Below are 20,344 nucleotides of genomic sequence, written 5' to 3' on the forward strand. Positions count from 1 at the left end.
CCTTAATGTTAGTTGGATTGCTGTTTCACATTAATTGGGACTTCGTTATCGATTTTCCAGTTTCGTCCAACAGTCATACCTAAGTAAGCATCATCGCTAGGGTTTTCAAGCTCATCTTGTTTATACATCTTAAACCACCAGTATTTTGCGCTTACATAATAGATGGTCCCACCGGTAAAAAAACCAATTAGAAACGAATAGTTTGGAAATAGGAGTGAGACAGTTCCACCAGCAATCCAAGATAGAAGACCTGCTAAATTAAATCCGTGCCAATAATGATATTGTCCATCTTCTTCATACAAGGCGGGGACATTTACACGACGTTTGCGTATTAAATAGTAATCAACTACTAAGATGCCGACAATAGATGCTAAAATCCCACCAACAATTAATAAAGCTGGCACAATAATTTCAAATAAATTCCACGGTTGAACAAGGACTCCAATCGACCCTGCAAAAATGACACCCGCCCAAAAAGGAATGCGTGGACCACCGAGGTTTGAGAAGATCGTTGCGGCTGGAATTAAATTAGAAGAAGTGTTGGTGGACCACTGGCCAAGAGCAATCATCATCATTAAGATGCCAAGGAGGAAGACATTGCTTGTTGTTTCCAACAGTGCATCAACTGGATTCGAAATAAAAACGGCTGCATAGGAAACCGCCCCTACGATGACCATAAATGTATGGACAATTGGCATTGCAATAAGGCTACCAATTAACTGACCTTTGTTGCGTTTAAACCAATTACGTTCATAAGCTGGAGCTTGAATGAACCGTGATAGCGAAGGCATATCAGCAGCGAGTGTTCCCCAAAATCCCATTGTGGCCATTGCGACAAGTGCAAAAGCGCTAATAGCCGCAGTACCTAATGCGGGTGTCTCGACCCATCCCCAAATATCACGTCCCGCTAGTTGAGCTTGTTCGGATAAGGTCATATACATCCAGCCAGAAATCAAGACAATAATTGGAGCGGCAAAATTTGCAAAGCGTTCAACCGCTTTTATACCAAACGCTGTGTTAAACAATTGTAGGGCAGCAAAAACAAGGAAGCAGATAAACCATTGGTCAAGTCCAAAAAGCATAATCATAATTGCATTAATGCCAGTAGCGCCAAAAAAAGTATTTACGCCAAACCAGCAAGAAGCTACAAGTCCGCGTACGACTGACGGAATATGTGTGCCGATGGTGCCAAAAGGTGCTCGTAAATAAACTGGGAATGAAAGGCCATGTTCAATGCCAATATCGCCAGTTAACGTCATGCAAATACCGATACCGACTGCACCGGCAATTGTTGCGAGAATAACGAGGTGGAGAGGTAGCTGTTGAATAGCATCTCCACCAATTGCAAAGGCAGCAAGAACGACGGCCATGCTTACCCAGAGAATTGAAAAACCGGTCATTGTCATTGTGCGTTTTTTAATACCAATTGGAAATAAGTCTGGTGACTTTAAATGACTCACTTTTGATTTTATCTGCGTCGAATTGTCTTGTTGCCCCTGTGACATTAAAGCTGTCCTACTAATTCATCTGTTTTTGTTTTTCCATATGCAGCTCGCTTAATAAATGTTCCATCTCCTGGAGAGCCAACATAGGATTGGTCACGTATAATAACGTTGCCTCGGGAAAGAACAGTTCGAGGTTCTCCTTTAATTTGCATGCCTTCAAATGCGCTATAATCAACGGTTAAATGGTGTGTTTTCTCTGAAAGAGTACGCTCTACTGCAGGATCAAACACGACAAGATCAGCATCTGCACCGACGGTAATTGTTCCTTTTTGCGGATAGAGACCAAATAGTTTTGCTGCTCTCGTTGAAGTAAGATCGACAAACTGATTTATACTAATACGACCTTTTTCAACCCCTTCTGAATAGAGAATGCTCATGCGGTCTTCAATAATCGGTCCGCCATTTGGAATTTTTGTGAAGTCATCTCGTCCTAAACTTTTTTGACCATTAAAATCAAATGAACATTGGTCACTTCCAATTGTTTGCAATGCACCTGTCTTTAACGCATTCCATAGGACATCTTGGTGTTGCTTTTCGCGAAGGGGAGGGGACCAAACGTATTTGGCGCCTTCAAAGTCTGGTTTTCGTAGTGCATCTTCATCAAGAACCAAGTATTGTGGACATGTTTCTCCCCATATATCCGCACCTTGTTTACGTGCTCCTTCAATTTGTTTAACCGCTTCAGCACAAGTAACATGGACAACGTAAAGTTGAGAATTAGCTAGAGAGGTTAGTTGACAGGCACGCCCGGTTGCTTCCCCTTCTGCTTCGACAGGACGTGTTAGTGCATGATATATAGGTTCTGTTTTCCCTTCAGCAAGTGCTTGCTTGGTTAAATAATCAATCACATCACCATTCTCAGCATGGACCATGACAAGTGCGCCTAATTCTTTTGCTTTAATAAGTGTTTGAAATAGAGTCGCATCGTCGGCTTGAAACACATTTTTATAAGCCATAAATACTTTAAATGAAGTAATCCCTTCGTTTAAGATGACAGAGGGGAGTTCATTTAAGACATCTTCTGTCATTTCACCAACCATGAGATGGAAGCTATAATCGATTGCAGCTTTGCCAGAAGATTTTTTATGCCATGTTTTGATTGCACTTTTTAGTGGTTTTCCCTTTTCTGTTAGACAAAAATCGATCACTGTTGTTGTGCCACCGTGTGCAGCAGCAATTGTTCCAGTTTCAAAATTATCTTTTGTGACAGTGCCACCGAAGGGCATGTCTAAATGAGTATGGGGATCGACACCACCTGGGAAGATGTAACAACCTTTAGCGTCAATGATTTCTTCTACGTGATCTGTAGAAAAATTTCTGCCAATCGCGCTGATCTTTCCATTCTCTATTAATAAGTCTGCTTTATACGTTTCTGAAGCAGTCACGATCGTACCGTTTTCTATAATTTTGTTCATCAGTGAACCTCCCTAAGAGTGTGATGATTTAATAGCTGCGAGCGCAGTTTGTCTGTCATTCCAAGACATTGGAGGCAAGCCGTTAGGTTTTGAAACCATGTCGATCGCACCGTCAACTGGACATACAATGGAACAGAGGTTACAGCCGACGCATTCTTCTTCATCTACTTTTAAATAAGGCGCTCCATTCTCGTCTACAAGTCTGTCAATACATTGATGCGCTGTATCTTCACAAGAAATGTGGCACTTGTTGCAGTTGATGCACACATCTGTGTTGATTTTAGCAACAACTTGGTGATTTAAATTGACGTTACCCCAGTCAGAGTAAGAACGGACTGACTGACCAATAAGCTCGTTTACAGAAGCAAGTCCCTTTTCATCAAGATAGGAAGATAAGCCGTCGATCATGTCTTCAACGATGCGAAATCCATGGTGCATCGCAGCCGTACACACTTGAACATTTGTCGCACCCATTAACATAAATTCCACTGCACTTTGCCAATCGGAGATGCCACCAATACCAGAAATGGGAACATTCACTTGAGTATTCCTTGCGCAGTCGCCTAGCATATGAAGGGCAATCGGTTTTACTGCGGGTCCACAATATCCACCATGCGTACCGAGTCCATCAACATTTGGTACGGTATTCCATGAATGGATATCAACTCCCGCTAGGCTATTGATTGTATTAATCATGCTGATCGCATCTGCCCCGCCTTGAACAGCTGCTTCCGCAGTGACTGTAATGTCTGTTATGTTTGGTGTGAGTTTTACAATTACAGGTGTCTTAGCAACTTCTTTCACCCATTCAGTTTGTTGTCTGACGAGAGAAGGGACTTGGCCTGACGCTGCACCCATGCCCCGTTCTGCCATGCCATGGGGACAGCCAAAGTTAAGTTCTAATCCATCAACACCCACAGCTTCAACTTGTTTGACGATTTCGTGCCATTTCTCTTGTTTGGGTTCAACCATTAAGGAAGCGATAATTGCGTGTTCAGGAAAACGCTTCTTTGTTTCTAAGATTTCGCGCAAGTTTACTTCAAGCGGTCGATCAGAGATTAATTCGATGTTATTAAACCCGGCCACCCGTTGCCCGTGAAAGTGAACGGCAGCAAAGCGTGAGGTTGAGTTAATAATGGGTTCCCCTAACGTCTTCCAAACAGCTCCACCCCAACCCGCTTCAAAAGCTCGTTGGACTTGATAACCAGAGTTTGTCGGCGGGGCACTAGCCAACCAGAAAGGGTTTGGTGATGTAATTCCTGCAAGATTGCTAAACAAATCTGCCATCATATTCCTCCTTTAAGCACTTGTTTCGGCGCGCTGGCCAATTAGTTTCTGGTGAATGGCATAAGATGTTTGTTTGCCTTGTTCAGCAGCGGAGACGACCATTGCTTCACCTTGTCCATGACCAAAGATTACATCACCGCACGCATAAACGCCTTCTACATCTGTTTCATACTTGTGATTAATCTTAACAACACCATGATTTGTGGTTATGCCCGCGTCATGTAGCCAATCGTATCTGGATTGACCAATTGCCTTAATAACAAAATCCGTTTCGATTGTTTGCACATTTCCTGTAGGAACTGCTTTTCGTCTACCATCTGTATCCGCTTCGCTTAACTTCATTTGCATACATTCAATTGCCTGAACCGAACCAGATGCATTGCCAATAATCCTGACTGGTGAATGAAGCCATCGGAACTCAACACCATCTTGTTTAGCAAACGTGTATTCAAAATCATAAGCAGTCATTTCCTCCTCAGTCCTACGGTACAAAATCTTAACATTGCTTGCGCCAAGTCGCGTTGCACATGTAGCCCCGTCAATGGCTGTATTGCCTGCACCAATAACAACCCCACGTTTGTTTACAAATTGATCAGTCAATTCTCCATTCTTTGTGGCTTTTACAAAATCAATCGCATCGTAAACTTCTTTTAGTTCTTCACCTGGAATATCAAGCGAGGGTACTTTAGACATACCGACTGCCAAAACGACGGCGTCATAAGAGACTTGTAGCTCTTTTAGAGTCAAATCAACACCAATTCGAGTGTTTGTTTTGATCGAGACACCAACTGACTTCACTTGTTCGACTTCCCAAAAAGATATTCGCTTCGGTAGCCGGAAAGAAACAATTCCATAGGTATCCAAACCTCCGGCTTCAGCTTCAGCCTCGTAAATGGTAACTTCGTAGCCGATTAGGGCCAACTCTCGAGCTGCTGATAAGCCCGCCGGGCCGCTCCCGATAATAGCAACAGATTTTCCTTTTGGTTTGCCTGACTTAAATAGTACTTTCTCATTATGAATAGCCCAATCGGTCGCATAACGTTGTAATTTCCCAATCATGATTGGTTTGGTCGAGTGATTTAAAACGCAGGCTCCTTCACAAAGTTCTTCAGTTGGACAGACTCTTGCGCAACTAGCACCGACGGGGTTTGCTTCCATGATCTTTCGGGCAGAGCCTGTTAAATTGTCTGTAGTGATTTTCTTAATAAAGGAGGGAATATCAATGCCCGTTGGGCATGCGGTAATACAAGGTGCATCATAGCAATAAAGGCATCTGGTTGCCTCGTCTAATGCTTCTTGTGATGATAGAGGTGGTTCAACTTCTTGGAAATTGAGTTTTAATTTGTCTAACTGGTTCATTTAAACGCCTCCCTTTGTGACTGTAATCTCATATTCATACGGTCTCAAACGTGATGAAGCAAATGGGTATCTTACTAGATTAAAAGTAGAAAATTCTTAATTCAACAACAGTGTCAGATTATATGATACAAAATTGAAAATATGATTCTGACTTTTTTTACTTGATCAAAAGAATTGGAGAAAAGCGATTCATAATCGTAAGATACTTATGGTACAAATAAGTAAGCGCTTTCTTTTTGTTGTTTACACCTCCCGTCACTTAATTGAAAGATCATAAATCTCTTTCTTGGATAATTTAAAGGTAACTGTCTAAAACACCCTTTCGATAAAAGGGATACATATACCTTTAAAAAGAAGTTATTTAAAAAGACCTGCTGATTAAGATGATCAGAAAAACGAGGAGAGAGAATGAAGTAGAAAAGAAAGTATCATTTAAACGTATACTAGTTGCACTTAAGTATAGGTTACGCTCTAATCAACCTAAATCAAAGAAAATTAATCATACTAAGGTTAAAGAAATAAACCTACTAAAATAAAAAAAGCAGCTTCAATAGCGGTTGAATATTTTGTATAATGATTGGATTGGTTGGAAGGAAGGTGTTAGATTTTGAAGGCAATGTTACTTGGTATTATTTCTGCTTTCTTCTTTGCATTTACGTTTTTTTTTAATCGAATAATGGAAGATGATGGTGGCAGTTGGATGTTCAGTGCTTCCCTGCGCTTTTTGTTTATGGTGCCTTTTTTAATGTTAATCGTTTATTATCGTACAGGTTTTTCAACTTTATGGAGAGCTCTGCGAAAGAATCCACTTTCATGGTTTGTTTGGAGTTTTGTAGGGTTTGGATTGTTCTATGCGCCCCTTACATTTGCAGCTGGTTATGCACCAGGTTGGCTCGTAGCAGGAACGTTTCAACTAACAATTGTAGCAGGTCTGTTGTTGTCGCCTTTGTTTTGGACTGAAGGATCTTCCGGTGGGCGAATACGGCAGAGTATTCCGCTTCGGTCGCTTTTTTCATCGGGGATTATTTTACTTGGAGTTGTTTTTATTCAAGTCCAGCATGCATCAGCTGTTTCAGTGAGTTTAGTGCTCTCGGTTGTGCCAGTGCTAATAGCGGCAGTCTCTTATCCACTAGGTAACCGGAAGATGATGGAACTTACGAATGGAACGATTGATACTTTTTCTAGAGTGCTTGGGATGACCTTAATGACAACACCTATTTGGATTTTATTATTTGCGCTTGGCACTTTGCAACACGGTTTACCAGCAGCTAGTCAAGTAGGGCAGTCGTTCTTAGTCGCTATCTGTTCGGGCATTATTGCAACGTTATTGTTTTTTACAGCTACTGACTTGTCAAGAAAAGACCCAAACCAGTTAGCGGCAGTGGAAGCGACTCAATCTGGAGAAGTTATTTTTGCTCTTTTATTAGAGCTGATATTCTTAAATGCATTGTTTCCATCACCAATGGCGGTATTAGGCATTTTATTTATTGTCGGAGGTATGATTTTACATAGCTTTCTGTCGAAAGAAAAGAAGTCAGTTGGTGTGAATAATAAAAACAATACAATCTAATCTATCAATTAGAAAGACAAATAATTTGTTTAGTGTTCCTTTTTATAATTGCAAAAAGCGCCTTTATGGGCGCTTTTTAGCTATTCTTTTGACTGATAATACTCCGCTAAAATGTCAGCAACAGCTTCAGCGCTGCGCAGGCTCTCTTCCATCGTATTATCAACCCCACCAAATTCAATTAAGAAAGCTGTATCGGCAAGATCTTGATTGTAAATTCCATTTCCTTGTGATTTATCTTTTCCAAACACGCCTCGGCTTAACCCAGGATATTTCTCTTCAACTAATGCATTTAGTTCTTGTGCTTGTGCTTTTTGTTGTTCAGCATTCGGGTGTGATTCTCCAACAACAAATAGTATACGTGCGTATGTTTCATTATTGATTGTCATCGTTGTGTCTTTTTCCCTTAATGAATCTCGATGGAAGTCAAGGATCATATCATACTCTTGTTGTTCCATTTGTTTCTCAATAATTTGTCTTGATGCAGCATAGTAATTCTTCATTTCCCGTTCAGACATATATGCGTTCATGTTCGTGTCATCAACATCTGCAATTATGCCATGCTCTTCCAAACGATCGGCAAAATGATGACCAACACGAGTGATATTTTTATTTCGATCACTTGAAATAGCCAAGTCTCCATTTTCCTCTCCAACCATGTCAAGTTCAGGCAAGTAAGATTCATAGCTATGGGTGTGATAAATCAAGACGGAAGGTTCCTCTTCTCTTGCTTCCTCGTTTTCTTCTTTATTCTCATCTTCTTTCGGTTCATCGGGGTTGTCATCTTTAGCTAACTCTTCAAATGCTTCTTCAGGTGGTAATGATTCTCTTGGCATGTTTGTTACATCGGTTCCTTCGCCTGCATAGATGATTGTTGTGTCAAAAGCGGATAAGGTAGGGAGTCCTTGGGTAAGGAGCGACTCGGGCTTATTCCAATCAAAGTTGGTTATCGATGAAAGAAAAAAACCGCCTGCTGATTGCATTGTATACGTTTCAGGCATCGCTTGTTTAAAAAAGTGATTTTCGGTAGAGATAAGAAAGAGCAAATCCTCGCCTTTTAGAGGATCGATTATGGAATTAATTCCTTTGCTATACCAAGTATTATTTGTGGCCAAGATGCTGATCGTAAGAAGCGCTGTCATAAGTATTGCAGCGATTGTGCCTGTCCATTTTAACAATCGGTTCAAATGGCTCACCATCCTTCCACCTTAATCTATGAATCTTAAACGATAATTATCACTTGAAAAATGGACAAGTCAGTAAATGTGGAAGATTTAGAGGTAGAGCAAACTTATTGGAACAGAACAATGCTTCTATTGTTGTTAATATAAAAAGGCACACAATAAGGTTTGTGTGCCTTTTTTCGATTAACCTTTTACCGCACCTGTTGTTAATGCACCAACAATATAACGTTGTAGCAATAAGAACAAGATGATGACTGGGATGATGGACATTATACTACCTGCTGCCAAATAGTGAGTTGTAATCTGAGCTTGGGTTGATTGCAAGTTTACTACTCCAACAGACACCGGGTAGAGAGCAGCATCGTCAATTAAGATAAACGGAATAACAAACTGTGACCAGCTCTGGACCGCTACTAAAATTACGACAGAGATAATGCCTGGGCGAGCAACTGGAAGCAAAATCTTTGTCAGTAGCTGCCAACGTGTGCAGCCATCAATTATAGCTGCTTCATCCATTTGTTCTGGCAAGGTATCAAAGTAATTTTTCATAAACCATGTTGCTAAAGGGAGTACAACTGCGACATATATTGCTAAAATTAATAAAAAATGATTGAGCAAGTCCCAACTGGCGAAAAGCCGATATAAAGGAATGGATATGACAACTGCCGAGATCATTTGCGTCATTAAGATAACTAGTAAAAAAGCGTTTTTTCCTTTCATTTTAAAACGAGATAAGGCGAATGCAGCCGGTAGTGCCACCATTAGTGTAACAATAACTGTCAGTACAACAAGTCGGAGTGAGTTCCATAAATAAGTAAGGACCGGTGTTGTCTGCAGGACATGCCAATAATTTTCAAATTGCCAGCTTGACGGCCAAAGAGAAGGGGGTACCTCAAACAATTCACTTTGCGTTTTCAATGAGACGGAAGCGACCCAAAAGAGAGGGAATAAGAAAACGATAACGATAAAGGCGTAGCTTGCATAAAGACCAATTTTAAGCAAGCGTTCCTGTGCTTTAGGGGTCATGACTCATTCCTCCCTTTTCCTAGTACACGTAAGTAAACAAGCGTCATACTAATGTTAATTAGCAGTAAAATAACAGATGTGGCTGCGCCAACACCTAAATTAAATTCTTGGAAAATCGATGTATAGATACTTAATGCGATCACTTCGGTACTATTACCGGGCCCTCCTTGAGTAAGTGCCATCACCATATCAAATGTGTTGAATGTATCAATTGAAATAATGATCAGATTAATTAAGACGATTGGAGCAATTGCTGGCAAAATAACGTTTCGAAACCTTTGAAAAGGACCAGCACCATCAATTTTCGCTGCTTCTTGAACATCTTTTGAAATCGTTTGTAAACCGGCATACATAAGTATCATGCTAAATGCAGTTCCTCTCCATATGTTAGCGAGCGTAACGGATAGAAGAGCCATCGTTGGATCAGACAGAAAGGTGATGGGTCCAAGCCCGATAAGTGAAAGGAAGTGATTTAAAATGCCTGCTTGTGTTTCGGTATAGAGCATTTCAAAAATAATCCCAATTACAACTCCAGGAATAGCCCAGGCTACCAAGACCGAAGTGCGTACGACAATGGTTCCTTTTAATTTTAGACTTTCGCCACGTACGATTAATAAAGCGACAATAAACCCGCACAATAATTGAAAAGTGACGCTAAAAAATACAAAAAAACCAGTAGTTCCAAGCATTGGCCAAAAGCCTGGTAGAGTGAACAGACGAACATACGATTCGAATGTATACGTATATTCGCTATCAACAAGATTCATATCCGAAAAACTCATGCGGACAATTTCAATGATCGGATACAAGAAGACAACAATTAATAGCAAACTTAACGGAATAAGCCAAGGGTAAGGTGTGTTAAGAAACTTTTTTTTAATTTTTGTTGGTGAAGCTAGTGGGTCATTTGTTTCTGGCTTCATTCGTCATCCTCCATTCCAAACGTGGCAATTTCCCAGGCGTCTTCTAATGCTTGTTCAGGTGTTTTACTTCCAGATACGACTTGAGAAATAGCGGTTTGAAGTTGAACAGAAACCGTGTTGTAAATTTGGTCAGGTGGTCTTGGTTGTCCTTCTTTTTCAAGGATGTCTAAGAATTCATCAATAAATGGAATGGGTTCAAATTCAGGAGAATCATAAACGGAGGAACGGACGGGCATGGACCCGTCTCTAGTCGTAAAACGTGCCATTCCTTCCGCACCTACATAGGTTCGTTGGAGAAAGTCAAAAGCAGCTTGTTGTTTATCTGGATCTTCGGTAAAGATACCGAATGCCCATCCACCTACGCTAGATGTTTGTTCGCCTCCTTCAAGCATTGGTAAAGAAGCTACGTCCCAGTATTGGAAATCGTCGCCTAAAATATCTTGAAATGTATTGATTTGCCAACTTCCAGGATATAACATCTTGACAAGTCCAGTAGAAATTTCGGCATTGCCATCATTTTCTTCGCCATTTGTAGCCATTCTTTTTGAAATGGCACCGGTTTGAACACCCTTATGAATTCCATTAAAGACATTTAGCATATGCTCTTTATTATCTTCATTGTAAAAAGAAGGTTGTCCATTCTCATCAATTAGTTCTCCTCCTTGTCCCCAGAAAAGTGGCCAGAGGCTAGTAACCGCTGTACCTTCGCCAATTCCAAGTGGCAAGACAAGCCCTTCGTACCCTTGATCCACAAGGTCAAGCGAAATCTCCATTGCTTCATCCCACGTTTTAGGCGGTTCTGGAACAAAGCGAGTATCGTAGAAGACATATCGGATATCCGTACTTAAATACAGTCCATATACATTTCCATCTTCACCCACCATGACATCTTGGGCAAAGGGAAGAAAGTCGTTGAGGTCCATTCCGTGTTCATCCATCAGTTCATTGAGTGGCTGGAGATGTTCTTCAAATCGTTCGATTGCATAACCATCAATGAGAGCAAAGTCAGGAGCCTGACCTCGTGTTGCTTGTTCTTGCAAACGTGCCATTGCTTCATCAATGTTGGATGTATGTATGCTATGTTGCATGGTGAAGCCATAATCGGATTCAATAGCATTGATGTTTTGCTGTACGTAGGAACTCATTTCTTCATCAGGGGCATCGGGGGAAGAATCTGAACCAGTAATCCAAGTTAACGTGTTTTCATCATCTGCAGATGTACAGCTAACTGCAAAGATAAGAAAACATCCTGCACAACAACTTAAGAGTGAGAACGATTTCATCGTATGCTCCTTTCAAGGATCACTTAGTTTGAAAGCGCTTGCTAAAAAGAGTTAGTGACATGGTAACGAGGATCTAAGATGTTGTCAAATATATTGATATTTTCTTATTATTTGCCGAAATATGCGATTACTAAATTGATTTCTTGGGTAATAAATAAGGTTAGACGTGAAAAAAGCGTGCAGAGTGACTCACACGCTAATCTAACGATTGTTCTATAAAATGTATAATTTCACTTTTGTTTAAATCTATACGCTTTGCTTCATCAAGTAAGGGCTCAATATAATGTTTATAGAAGTGTTGTTTGCGCTGCTCTGTTAAAGTTGCCTTTGCTCCTTTTTGAACAAACATGCCGACGCCCCGCTGTTTATAAACAAGTCCTCCTTCCACAAGTGTCGTTAACCCTTTTTGAGCAGTAGCCCTATTTATTTGATAAAAAGCAGAGAGCTCTGTTGTAGAGGGAAGTTTGTCTCCTTCTTTCAGAAAACCTTCGACAATGTCATCGGCTATCATTTCTGCAATCTGCTGAAAAATTGGTTTGGAATCATCAAAAACAGCTTTCACTAGGAACTCCTTTCAAACAGTTAAATCGGTAAATCGAAAATTGATTAAAAATAGTTCATTGCATCATTCTATAGCATCCCTTGTCTAAAGCTATCATCAGCTTTTCTAGTCGCTTCGTCAAGAATAAATGCATTCTTTTGCTAACTATTTAGATAGCAGTACTGTAAGGGCGTCTCCTCAATAAAAGTGCTTTGTTGGTATATATGTTTTTCCTATTGTGAAGGGTAATAGCGAGCTATTGTGTAATTAAGCTTGAATACGGTTGAAATAACTTCTAAAATAAGATCATCGGTTAAAAATAGAAGTATTTACATATTAAAGAGGGGCTGCTGCATGAATCGGAAAAAGGGAAATCCCTTTAGGTTGATCGTTTTATCATATTTAGTAACCATGTTAATATTTAGTGTTTTGCTTTATATGCCTATCTTCCATGAGCCAGGTGTTGCTTTATCTTATAGGGATGCACTTTTTACTGCAGTTAGTGCAGTAAGCGTAACAGGTCTTGTTACTATTAATGTAGTAGAAACATTTAATTGGGGTGGCATACTTGTTCTAGCTCTTGCCATTCAGCTCGGTGGAGTAGGAATTATGACATTAGGAACGTTCGCCTGGATGATTTTAGGGAAACGAGTCAATCTTTCGCAGCGCTTATTAATCATGGTAGACCAAAACAGAGTCCAGAATCAATTCTCCGGTTTGGTGAAATTAATGCGGAGTTTGTTATTTATTGCGTTATCGATTGAGGGCGTTGCTGCAATTATCATGGGTATATATTACTTGCGATTTTTCGATAATGCAATGGAAGCTTTTATACAAGGGGCTTTTGCTTCTTTGAGCGCATTCACAAATGCTGGATTTGATTTAACAGGTCAATCATTAATTCCGTTTGTAGATGATTATTTTGTACAATTGGTAACAGTGTTGCTAATCTTTGCTGGGTCGATTGGCTTTCCGGTTCTTCTAGAATGCATTGAATTTATAAGACGACGAGATCGAAGTTTTAAATTTAGCCTGTTTACAAAACTAACAACATCGACTTATTTTATTGTTTTTTTTATAGGAGCAGTGGGGATATGGTTTTTAGAAAGAAACCTTTCCTTGGCCAGTCTGAATTGGCATGAACAAATATCACAGGCAATCTTTTTTTCCGCAACAACAAGAAGTGCAGGCTTAAGTACAGTTGACTTAAACGCGTTTCATATGCCGATGTTATTGTTTTTGTCTTGCTTAATGATGATAGGAGCAAGTCCATCCAGCGTGGGGGGAGGAATTAGAACAACCACACTGGGTGTTATGGTTTTAACGATTAAAAGTTTTACACTTGGAAGGAAGGACGTTCAAGTCTTCGGTCGGCGCATTCACGAAGAAGACCAGCGAAAGTCTTTTGTTGTATTATCAATCTTTGCATTTATGTTAATTGCTGCTGTTATTATCATTATGGCGTTTGAGCAAGATAGGGGTATAACGTTGGTAGCTGTTCTTGTTGAAACAGCTTCTGCTTTTGGAACATGTGGTCTGACAATGGGCATTACTTCAGAGCTTACGTTACCAAGTCAATTTGTATTAATGGCGCTTATGTTAGTTGGGCGTGTTGGAATTGTTGCCTTATTGTTTTCATTTCGGCAGCATGAAGAACCTGGTCAATACAGATACCCGACTGAACGAATTATTATTGGTTAGCGAACGAACTGGGGGATAGGATGAAGAAAAAACAATTTCTTGTTATTGGCATGGGAAGGTTTGGTACGAGTGTAAGTAAAGAATTGTATAAGCAAGGACACGATGTTGTGGCTGTTGATCAAAATGAAGAACGGATACAAGATACAGAAACGTTTACGAGTCGGGCCATTATCGCTGACACCACTCAAGAAAAAACATTAAAAACACTTGAGCCAACAAATTATGATTGTGTTCTTGTTGCGATTGGCGATCACATTCAAGAAAGTATTTTAACGACCTTACTGTTAAAAGAACTAGGCGTCGCCAAAGTTTGGGTGAAAGCCCGTAATGAACAACACCACCGGGTCCTTGAGAAAATTGGAGCGGATCGGATTATTCATCCAGAGCTTGATATGGGTATTCGTATCGCTCACAGCTTGGATTCGGATAAAATTATTGACTATGTTGAGATCTCAGTCGATCATAGTATTTTGGAACTGCAGGCTACAAACAAAATTTCAGGCAAGACCCTTGCTGGGTTAAATATACGAAAAAAATACAATTGCAATGTACTTGGCGTCAAATCGGGCGGTAAACTAACCATTACACCGATGCCTGACGATGTCATTAATGAGAAAGACATTATTATCATTCTAGGAGAGAATAAAGATTTGAAACGGTTTGAAAATCAAGTTTTATAATAGTAATTAAAATGCAACTATATAGCCATGTCTTTAGCTTATTGAAAAAGTCTCGGAAAACGTGACTTTTTCGATAAGTTTTTTTACTGTTTATAAACATATTTCCCCATTTTGTTTCCTCGCTCCTAGCACATTCATAATCTTACTGCATAGCAAGGGTTCAACTTCCAGTAGCGACGTGCGCAAGAAGACATCAAGCGTTCAAAAAACACTGAAAATATTTGAAGAGGAAAACATAAGGGATGCTCTACTTCGTTTAATTAAATGGGATTATGGGGTGGGTCTTAAATAAGGGATAATCCTCATATTAAGAGCAAACGATAAAGATAGATAATGAGACAGAATATTCATACGTACTATAGTACTAAATGTTAGAAAATTCATTTACTTATACTCTTCGTTCCGGTAGCATAGATTTAAAAGTTATTGGAAGAACTTTTTAGGTTAAATCTTGAATCTTTTTTATTTGGGGGGAAGGACAATTGAAAGACGATTATTATGAAAATACTTTTTAAAACAACTTTATGAAGTGAGGGATGATTAATTAAAACGAAACTGCACATACATGAAGTGAATCGCGTGAATGTATTAAATATGATTCGATCTAACGGACCTATATCAAAAGCAGAGATTGCAGAGCAAGTTCAGGTAAGTCCAACAACAGTAGCAACTATCCTAATGAAACTAATGGATGAAGATTATGTAAGAGAGGAAGGCATAGGGAGTTCAACGGGTGGGCGCAAGCCGATATTATATCGATTTAACCCTGATAAATCAAATATTATTGCGGTTTCAATGCGGAATTCTTCTATTCAATTGGCCGTTTTAAACTTGGAGGGGGATAGGACGAAAGAACGTATATACAATGTAGAAAATGTTAAAGGAGAAACATATATTCATTATTTAATGAATGCGCTTTCAATATTTATTAATTCTATAAATAATCAAAAAGACTTTGTTGGTATTGCGATTGTTTGTCCAGGAGTCGTAGATGCAAAGAATGGCACCATACTCTATAATGCAAAGCTAGATTTATATGATGTTGAGCTCAAAGCAAAGGTTGAACAGGCATTTAATCTTCAAACGTATGTTGAGAATGATATGAATGCGCTAGTTATTGCAGAGAAACAGTTTGGAGATGCACCATTCAGTGAGATGCTCTATCTCTCAATTGATGAAGGTGTAGGTTCTGGGATTATTGTTAATGATCATCTATTCCGTGGATATAGTGGTAGTGCTGGTGAAATTGGGCATATGTCTGTTGTTCCAGGTGGTATTGGTTGTTCATGTGGCAATCAAGGCTGCTTAGAGAACTATGTTAGCTGGCCGGCTATATATGCTCGAATTCTTTCGGCTTGGTTTACACAAAGAGAAGAAAATTCCATCGTTGAAAAGGCAAATCGAATGCCAGAAAAGATCAAACCTAGCCATTTTGTTGAAGCAGCATGTGAAGGAGACCCTGTTGCCCTAAAAATAGTAGAGGAGATGGCAGAATATATAGCTGTAGCCATAACAAATGTGCTTCATTTTATGAACCCGCAAGTAGTTATCTTACATGGAGAACATATGGTAAACAATGAACCTCTAATATCAGCAATTAAAAAGAAAGTTGAGCGGAGGACAATGAAGATTGTTACGAAAAGTCTTGAAATTAGACAAACAGCATTAGGAAACGATATGAATTTGCTAGGTGCGCTAGCTGTATTGCTCCAAGATGAAATGCAAGTCGGAAAATACAATGTATTCTTGCAACAGCAAAAAGTATGAGGAGGCGGAGCAATGAGAAGGTGGACCAAGTGGGTAAGCCTATCTGTAATTGCGATAGGGGCGATAGGGTGCAGTAATGGAGACAAGGAATCGGGTCGAGAATCAATAAGCCTGGCGCTATGGGATGAAAATGCGAGTGAAGCGGTAGATGGAGCAATTGCATCATTTAAAGAAAAGCACCCTGAAGTTGAAGTGAATGTGACATATAGCCCATTTTCACAATATTGGACAACCCTTAGAACAAGTATTGGAGCAGGAGCTGGTCCGGATCTCTTCTGGATGAATGCAGTGAATTTCTATCAATATGCCGAGCCTGGATTAATTCAGAATTTAGAACCCTTTATAGAAGGTGATTCAGATTTCGAAAAAAATGATTATTACGAAAGTATGATTGATTTATATAGCTATGAAGGTGAATTGCATGGTGCGCCCTACTTTGTTGATGCCATTGGTCTCTACTATAACAAAGAAATCTTTGATGCGTCGGACGTCGGTTACCCTGATGAAACGTGGACATGGAAAGATATTGAGCAAGTTGGCGCAGAGTTAACGGATCAAGAGAAAGGCGTATATGGTTATTTGGCACCGATTGTTCATAATCAATCTGGTTATTACAACTATATCCATCAAGCAGGCGGTGAAATTGTAAGTGAGGATCAGCTGGAATCGGGTTTTAGGACCAATGCTGCAAAAGAAGCTTTTGCGTTTATTAAACGTTTGACTGATCGAGGCATTTCACCTGATATTAAATCTCAGATACAAAATGATAGCAATCAGTTATTTATGTCAAACCAACTTGCCATGATGCCAGCGATTTCCGTTATGGCGGTTACATATCAAGAGGAACTTGGGGACAACGTTGATGTTGCGCCGCTACCAAGTTATAAGGAGGAAGCATCAATTTTGCATGGTATTAGCTGGGCAATGAATAAGGAAGTTGACCATCCGGAACTTGCGTGGGAATTAATGAAAGAACTTACAGGTGAAGCGGGAAATGACATTATTGCAGAAACGGGGTTTTCGACACCTGCAGCTCGTGCATCTGGCGATTTGTGGCTAGAGTCATTGCCTGGTATGAACTTGCAAGTATTTATTGATGCCCAAGAAACAGGGACTGCTTATCCTTTATCACGCAATACGATGGAATGGCAACGAATGGAAACCACAGAAATTCAAGGAGCTTTTTTATCTCAAGAACCTATTGATGACGTGCTTGAACGTGTGGGGTTAGAGATGGAACGAATTTTAGGACAAGGACAAGAAGAGCAGGAATAAAGGGGGAATGAATATGGCACGTGTTACAGTGAATGTAGATTCCGCACCTACTTTTAAAAAGAAGAAATGGATAAAAGATGGGTGGTGGGCACTTTTGTTCATTGGACCAACTTTATTAGGTTTGTTTACATTTTATATTGGACCTGCTATTGCTTCCTTTGCTCTATCTTTTACTCACTGGGATGGGCTAACGTCCCCAACTTTTGCGGGTTTAGAAAACGTAATCGCTCTTTTTACAAGCCCTGTTTTTATGAGGTCGTTATTAAATACGCTTGTCTTTATGCTAGTCGCTGTCCCGGCTTCATTAGCATTTGCAACACTTATCGCTGTCTTATTAAATCAAAGAATTAGGGGGATGATTTTTTACCGCGCACTTTATTTCTTGCCAGTAGTAACCATGCCAATCGCCGTTGGTATGGTATGGAAATGGCTCTATAACACGGAATTTGGTTTATTTAACTATCTTCTTGGAGCAGTAGGTTTACCACAGCCAGAATGGTTGTTTAATCCATCTATTGCGCTTCTTTCAGTGATTGCAGTGTATGTGTGGATGACAATTGGGAATAACGTCATTTTGATCTTAGCCGGACTTCAGAGCGTTGATCCGGGTTATTACGAAGCAGCAGAGATAGATGGAGCATCAAAGGTGAGACAGTTTTTTTCTATTACATTACCGTTAATTACACCTACTTTATTTTTTGTGATTGTGACTGCGATGATTAGTTCATTGCAAGTATTTGATTTATTATTTGTCATGATTGGCGATACGACTGCTTTAGTTGGACCACTGCGGACAATTGTGTATGGGGTGTATGAATCAGGCTTTATGTTCTCGCAAATGGGTTATGCTTCTGCACAGGCATTTATTTTGTTCTTGTTGATCCTTGGAATAACGATTTTGCAATTTGTGGGGCAGAAAAAATGGGTACATTATGATGGTTAATCCGGGAGAGGGTGAGTGTGCATGAAAAAGGCTTGGATTCATTTGTTGCTTATTGTTGGTGCAATTGTGATGATCATTCCATTTTTCTGGATGATTTCTACATCATTCAAATCTTATTTAGAGTCGATGCAAATTCCGCCAACAATCTTTCCTGAACAACTACGGCTTGAAAACTATGTAAGTGTATTCGAAAGTGCCAATTTTTTAACGTATTATGCAAACACCATTTTTGTCACTGTTGTTCGAACGGCTGCCCAATTGTTTCTTTGTTCTATGGCGGCATATGCGTTTGCTCGACTTGAATTCCCTTTTAAAAATACGTTGTTCATATTCATTTTATCGGTGTTAATGGTTCCAATCCAAGTCATCTTGATACCAAATTATGCATTGTTATCACAATTTGGATGGATAGATACTTTTTACGCACTAATCATACCAGGAATTTTTAGTGCATTTGGTGTGTTTCTGCTGCGGCAATTTTTTATGGGGATTCCTAAGGAGCTTGATGAGGCAGCGATTATTGACGGGTGCTCGAAGTGGGGAGTATATTGGCGAGTAATTTTGCCTAATGCTAAACCGGCTCTTGTTGCTCTTGGCATTTTCACTGTACTAGCATCATGGAATGATTTTATGTGGCCACTTGTGATGACAAACTCTGCCGATATGCGTGTTCTCTCTGTAGGCATCGCCAATTTTGAAGGGCAGTATACAACAGAATATCCGTTATTAATGGCCGCTGCACTTATGTCGACGATTCCGATGTTACTAATGTTTCTTTTCTTACAAAAGCATTTAATTGCAGGAATTGCACTAGGTGGAGTGCGAAGATAGTAAAGACGAAATTAAAAAGAGTGAGGAGATGTGAATATGATTCGAGTAATGGTTGTTGGTCTCGGCACAATGGGGTCCGTACATGCTGCTAGTTATGCGGGGATGGAGGATGCAGAGCTAACTGCAGTTGTGGATATAAGGGAGGAAAGAGCGAATACATTCGCAGAAAAATATGGTGCCAAAGCGTTTTATTCTTTCAATGAAGCAGCAGTAGTAGGTTCAGAAATTGATGTGATCTCCGTATGTTTGCCGACAGATCTGCATCCTGAATATGTAAAAAAAGCTGCTGATTTAAACGTTGCTATCATATGTGAGAAGCCTCTCGCAAGGTCTCTAGAAGCTGTGCAAGATATGATTTCCTACTGTCAACAAAAAGAAGTAAACCTCTATGTTGGTCATGTTGTACGCTTTTTCCCCGAGTATCAAAGAGCGAAACAAGTTCTTGATGGAGGTGCTATTGGAAAAGTTGGTGTTGTTCGGACAACGAGAGGTGGTTCTTTTCCAGTTGCAACAGAGGATTGGTATGCAAACACCGAACGGAGTGGAGGACTTGTGCTTGATTTAATGGTCCATGATTTTGACTTTTTACGTTGGTGTTTCGGTGAAGTTGAGCGGGTGTACGCACGTAATATGGCAGGTATTTCAGGCGTGAACGCACAACGGAAGGATTATGCACTTGTTACGATTCGTTTTACTAATGGAATTATTGCCCACCTGGAAGGAACATGGGCCCATGAAGGTTTTAGAACATCATTTGAAATTGCTGGAAGGGAAGGCATTATTCATTATGATAGCCAAAAGAATCAAGCGCTTGTGGCGGAAAAAGGTAGTTCTGATGGAAAACCTGGGGTTGCCGTTCCTGAAAGCCCGTTAAAATCTTCCCCTTATGACTTAGAGTTACGGCATTTTATTGAGTGTATAAAAACGAACAAAGAGCCTATTGTCACTGCTGATGATGCGTATAAAGCGGTGGAAATCGCAATGGCCGCTCTTCAATCGATAAAAGAGAAAAAGCCAGTAACCATTCATTCGCAAACGGTACAGTTATAATGAAGGA

Annotated in this window: 17 protein-coding genes; 8 read left to right on the top strand and 9 right to left on the bottom strand. The window is 40.0% G+C overall.

Features of this window, described 5'->3' with window-relative positions; all coding sequences use genetic code 11:
- Positions 1-8: 8 nt before the first annotated feature.
- Genes BK584_RS18410 through BK584_RS18425 form a run of 4 tightly spaced genes read right to left on the bottom strand, consistent with a single transcriptional unit; the run spans position 9 to position 5,566 of the window.
- Entirely contained in the window at positions 9-1,505 is a 1,497-nt protein-coding gene (locus tag BK584_RS18410) for an NCS1 family transporter (RefSeq protein ID WP_245808905.1), read from the bottom strand.
- On the bottom strand, positions 1,505-2,920 hold the full coding sequence (gene hydA, locus BK584_RS18415) for a dihydropyrimidinase (RefSeq protein WP_078393933.1): 1,416 nt from the start codon (positions 2,918-2,920) through the stop codon (positions 1,505-1,507). Before hydA ends, BK584_RS18410 begins: the two co-directional genes overlap by 1 nt.
- Positions 2,921-2,932: 12 nt before the next feature.
- The gene (gene preA / locus BK584_RS18420) at positions 2,933-4,207 is read right to left on the bottom strand and encodes an NAD-dependent dihydropyrimidine dehydrogenase subunit PreA (protein WP_078393934.1); all 1,275 of its coding nucleotides are present in this window, start codon (positions 4,205-4,207) and stop codon (positions 2,933-2,935) included.
- A 12-nt stretch (positions 4,208-4,219) separates the two neighbouring features.
- Complete coding sequence (locus tag BK584_RS18425; protein ID WP_078393935.1) at positions 4,220-5,566, bottom strand: NAD(P)-dependent oxidoreductase; 1,347 nt, start codon at positions 5,564-5,566, stop codon at positions 4,220-4,222.
- 607 nt (positions 5,567-6,173) lie between these two features.
- Here BK584_RS18425 and BK584_RS18430 point away from each other — a divergent pair.
- Positions 6,174-7,136 (top strand): DMT family transporter, encoded by a 963-nt coding sequence (locus tag BK584_RS18430; RefSeq protein WP_078393936.1) that lies wholly within the window; start codon positions 6,174-6,176, stop codon positions 7,134-7,136.
- Positions 7,137-7,216: 80 nt separating this feature from the next.
- On the opposite strand, the gene spoIIP is transcribed toward BK584_RS18430, so the two are convergent.
- From spoIIP to BK584_RS18455, 5 genes are all read right to left on the bottom strand, one after another.
- Positions 7,217-8,329, bottom strand: a complete 1,113-nt coding sequence (gene spoIIP / locus BK584_RS18435) for a stage II sporulation protein P (protein ID WP_169871373.1) — start codon at positions 8,327-8,329, stop codon at positions 7,217-7,219.
- A gap of 171 nt (positions 8,330-8,500) precedes the next feature.
- Entirely contained in the window at positions 8,501-9,343 is an 843-nt protein-coding gene (locus tag BK584_RS18440; protein WP_078393938.1) for a carbohydrate ABC transporter permease, read from the bottom strand.
- Positions 9,340-10,266, bottom strand: a complete 927-nt coding sequence (locus BK584_RS18445) for a carbohydrate ABC transporter permease (protein ID WP_078393939.1) — start codon at positions 10,264-10,266, stop codon at positions 9,340-9,342. The genes BK584_RS18440 and BK584_RS18445 overlap by 4 nt, the downstream gene beginning before the upstream one ends.
- A complete protein-coding gene (locus BK584_RS18450; RefSeq protein WP_078393940.1) occupies positions 10,263-11,549 on the bottom strand; it encodes an extracellular solute-binding protein in 1,287 nt (428 codons plus the stop codon). The genes BK584_RS18445 and BK584_RS18450 overlap by 4 nt, the downstream gene beginning before the upstream one ends.
- A gap of 196 nt (positions 11,550-11,745) precedes the next feature.
- Positions 11,746-12,111 (bottom strand): GntR family transcriptional regulator, encoded by a 366-nt coding sequence (locus BK584_RS18455; RefSeq protein WP_078393941.1) that lies wholly within the window; start codon positions 12,109-12,111, stop codon positions 11,746-11,748.
- Between the two features lie 333 nt (positions 12,112-12,444).
- Here BK584_RS18455 and BK584_RS18460 point away from each other — a divergent pair, with 333 nt between their 5' ends.
- The 7 genes from BK584_RS18460 (at position 12,445) to BK584_RS18490 (ending at position 20,337) form a co-directional block, all read left to right on the top strand.
- Complete coding sequence (locus tag BK584_RS18460; RefSeq protein ID WP_078393942.1) at positions 12,445-13,791, top strand: TrkH family potassium uptake protein; 1,347 nt, start codon at positions 12,445-12,447, stop codon at positions 13,789-13,791.
- A 20-nt stretch (positions 13,792-13,811) separates the two neighbouring features.
- Positions 13,812-14,471 carry a potassium channel family protein gene (locus tag BK584_RS18465; protein ID WP_139365705.1) on the top strand — a complete coding sequence of 220 codons (660 nt, stop codon included), beginning with the start codon at positions 13,812-13,814 and terminating at the stop codon, positions 14,469-14,471.
- A gap of 579 nt (positions 14,472-15,050) precedes the next feature.
- On the top strand, positions 15,051-16,238 hold the full coding sequence (locus BK584_RS18470; RefSeq protein WP_078393944.1) for an ROK family transcriptional regulator: 1,188 nt from the start codon (positions 15,051-15,053) through the stop codon (positions 16,236-16,238).
- A 12-nt stretch (positions 16,239-16,250) separates the two neighbouring features.
- Complete coding sequence (locus BK584_RS18475) at positions 16,251-17,513, top strand: ABC transporter substrate-binding protein (RefSeq protein WP_078393945.1); 1,263 nt, start codon at positions 16,251-16,253, stop codon at positions 17,511-17,513.
- A 13-nt stretch (positions 17,514-17,526) separates the two neighbouring features.
- The gene (locus BK584_RS18480; RefSeq protein ID WP_078393946.1) at positions 17,527-18,456 is read left to right on the top strand and encodes a carbohydrate ABC transporter permease; all 930 of its coding nucleotides are present in this window, start codon (positions 17,527-17,529) and stop codon (positions 18,454-18,456) included.
- Between the two features lie 21 nt (positions 18,457-18,477).
- Positions 18,478-19,287 (top strand): carbohydrate ABC transporter permease, encoded by an 810-nt coding sequence (locus tag BK584_RS18485; RefSeq protein ID WP_078393947.1) that lies wholly within the window; start codon positions 18,478-18,480, stop codon positions 19,285-19,287.
- Positions 19,288-19,323: 36 nt separating this feature from the next.
- Positions 19,324-20,337, top strand: coding sequence for a Gfo/Idh/MocA family protein (locus tag BK584_RS18490; protein ID WP_078393948.1), 1,014 nt, complete (start codon positions 19,324-19,326; stop codon positions 20,335-20,337).
- The last annotated feature ends 7 nt before the right edge of the window (positions 20,338-20,344 follow it).

This window comes from Shouchella patagoniensis, from assembly GCF_002019705.1.
GTDB lineage: Bacteria > Bacillota > Bacilli > Bacillales > Bacillaceae_D > Shouchella > Shouchella patagoniensis.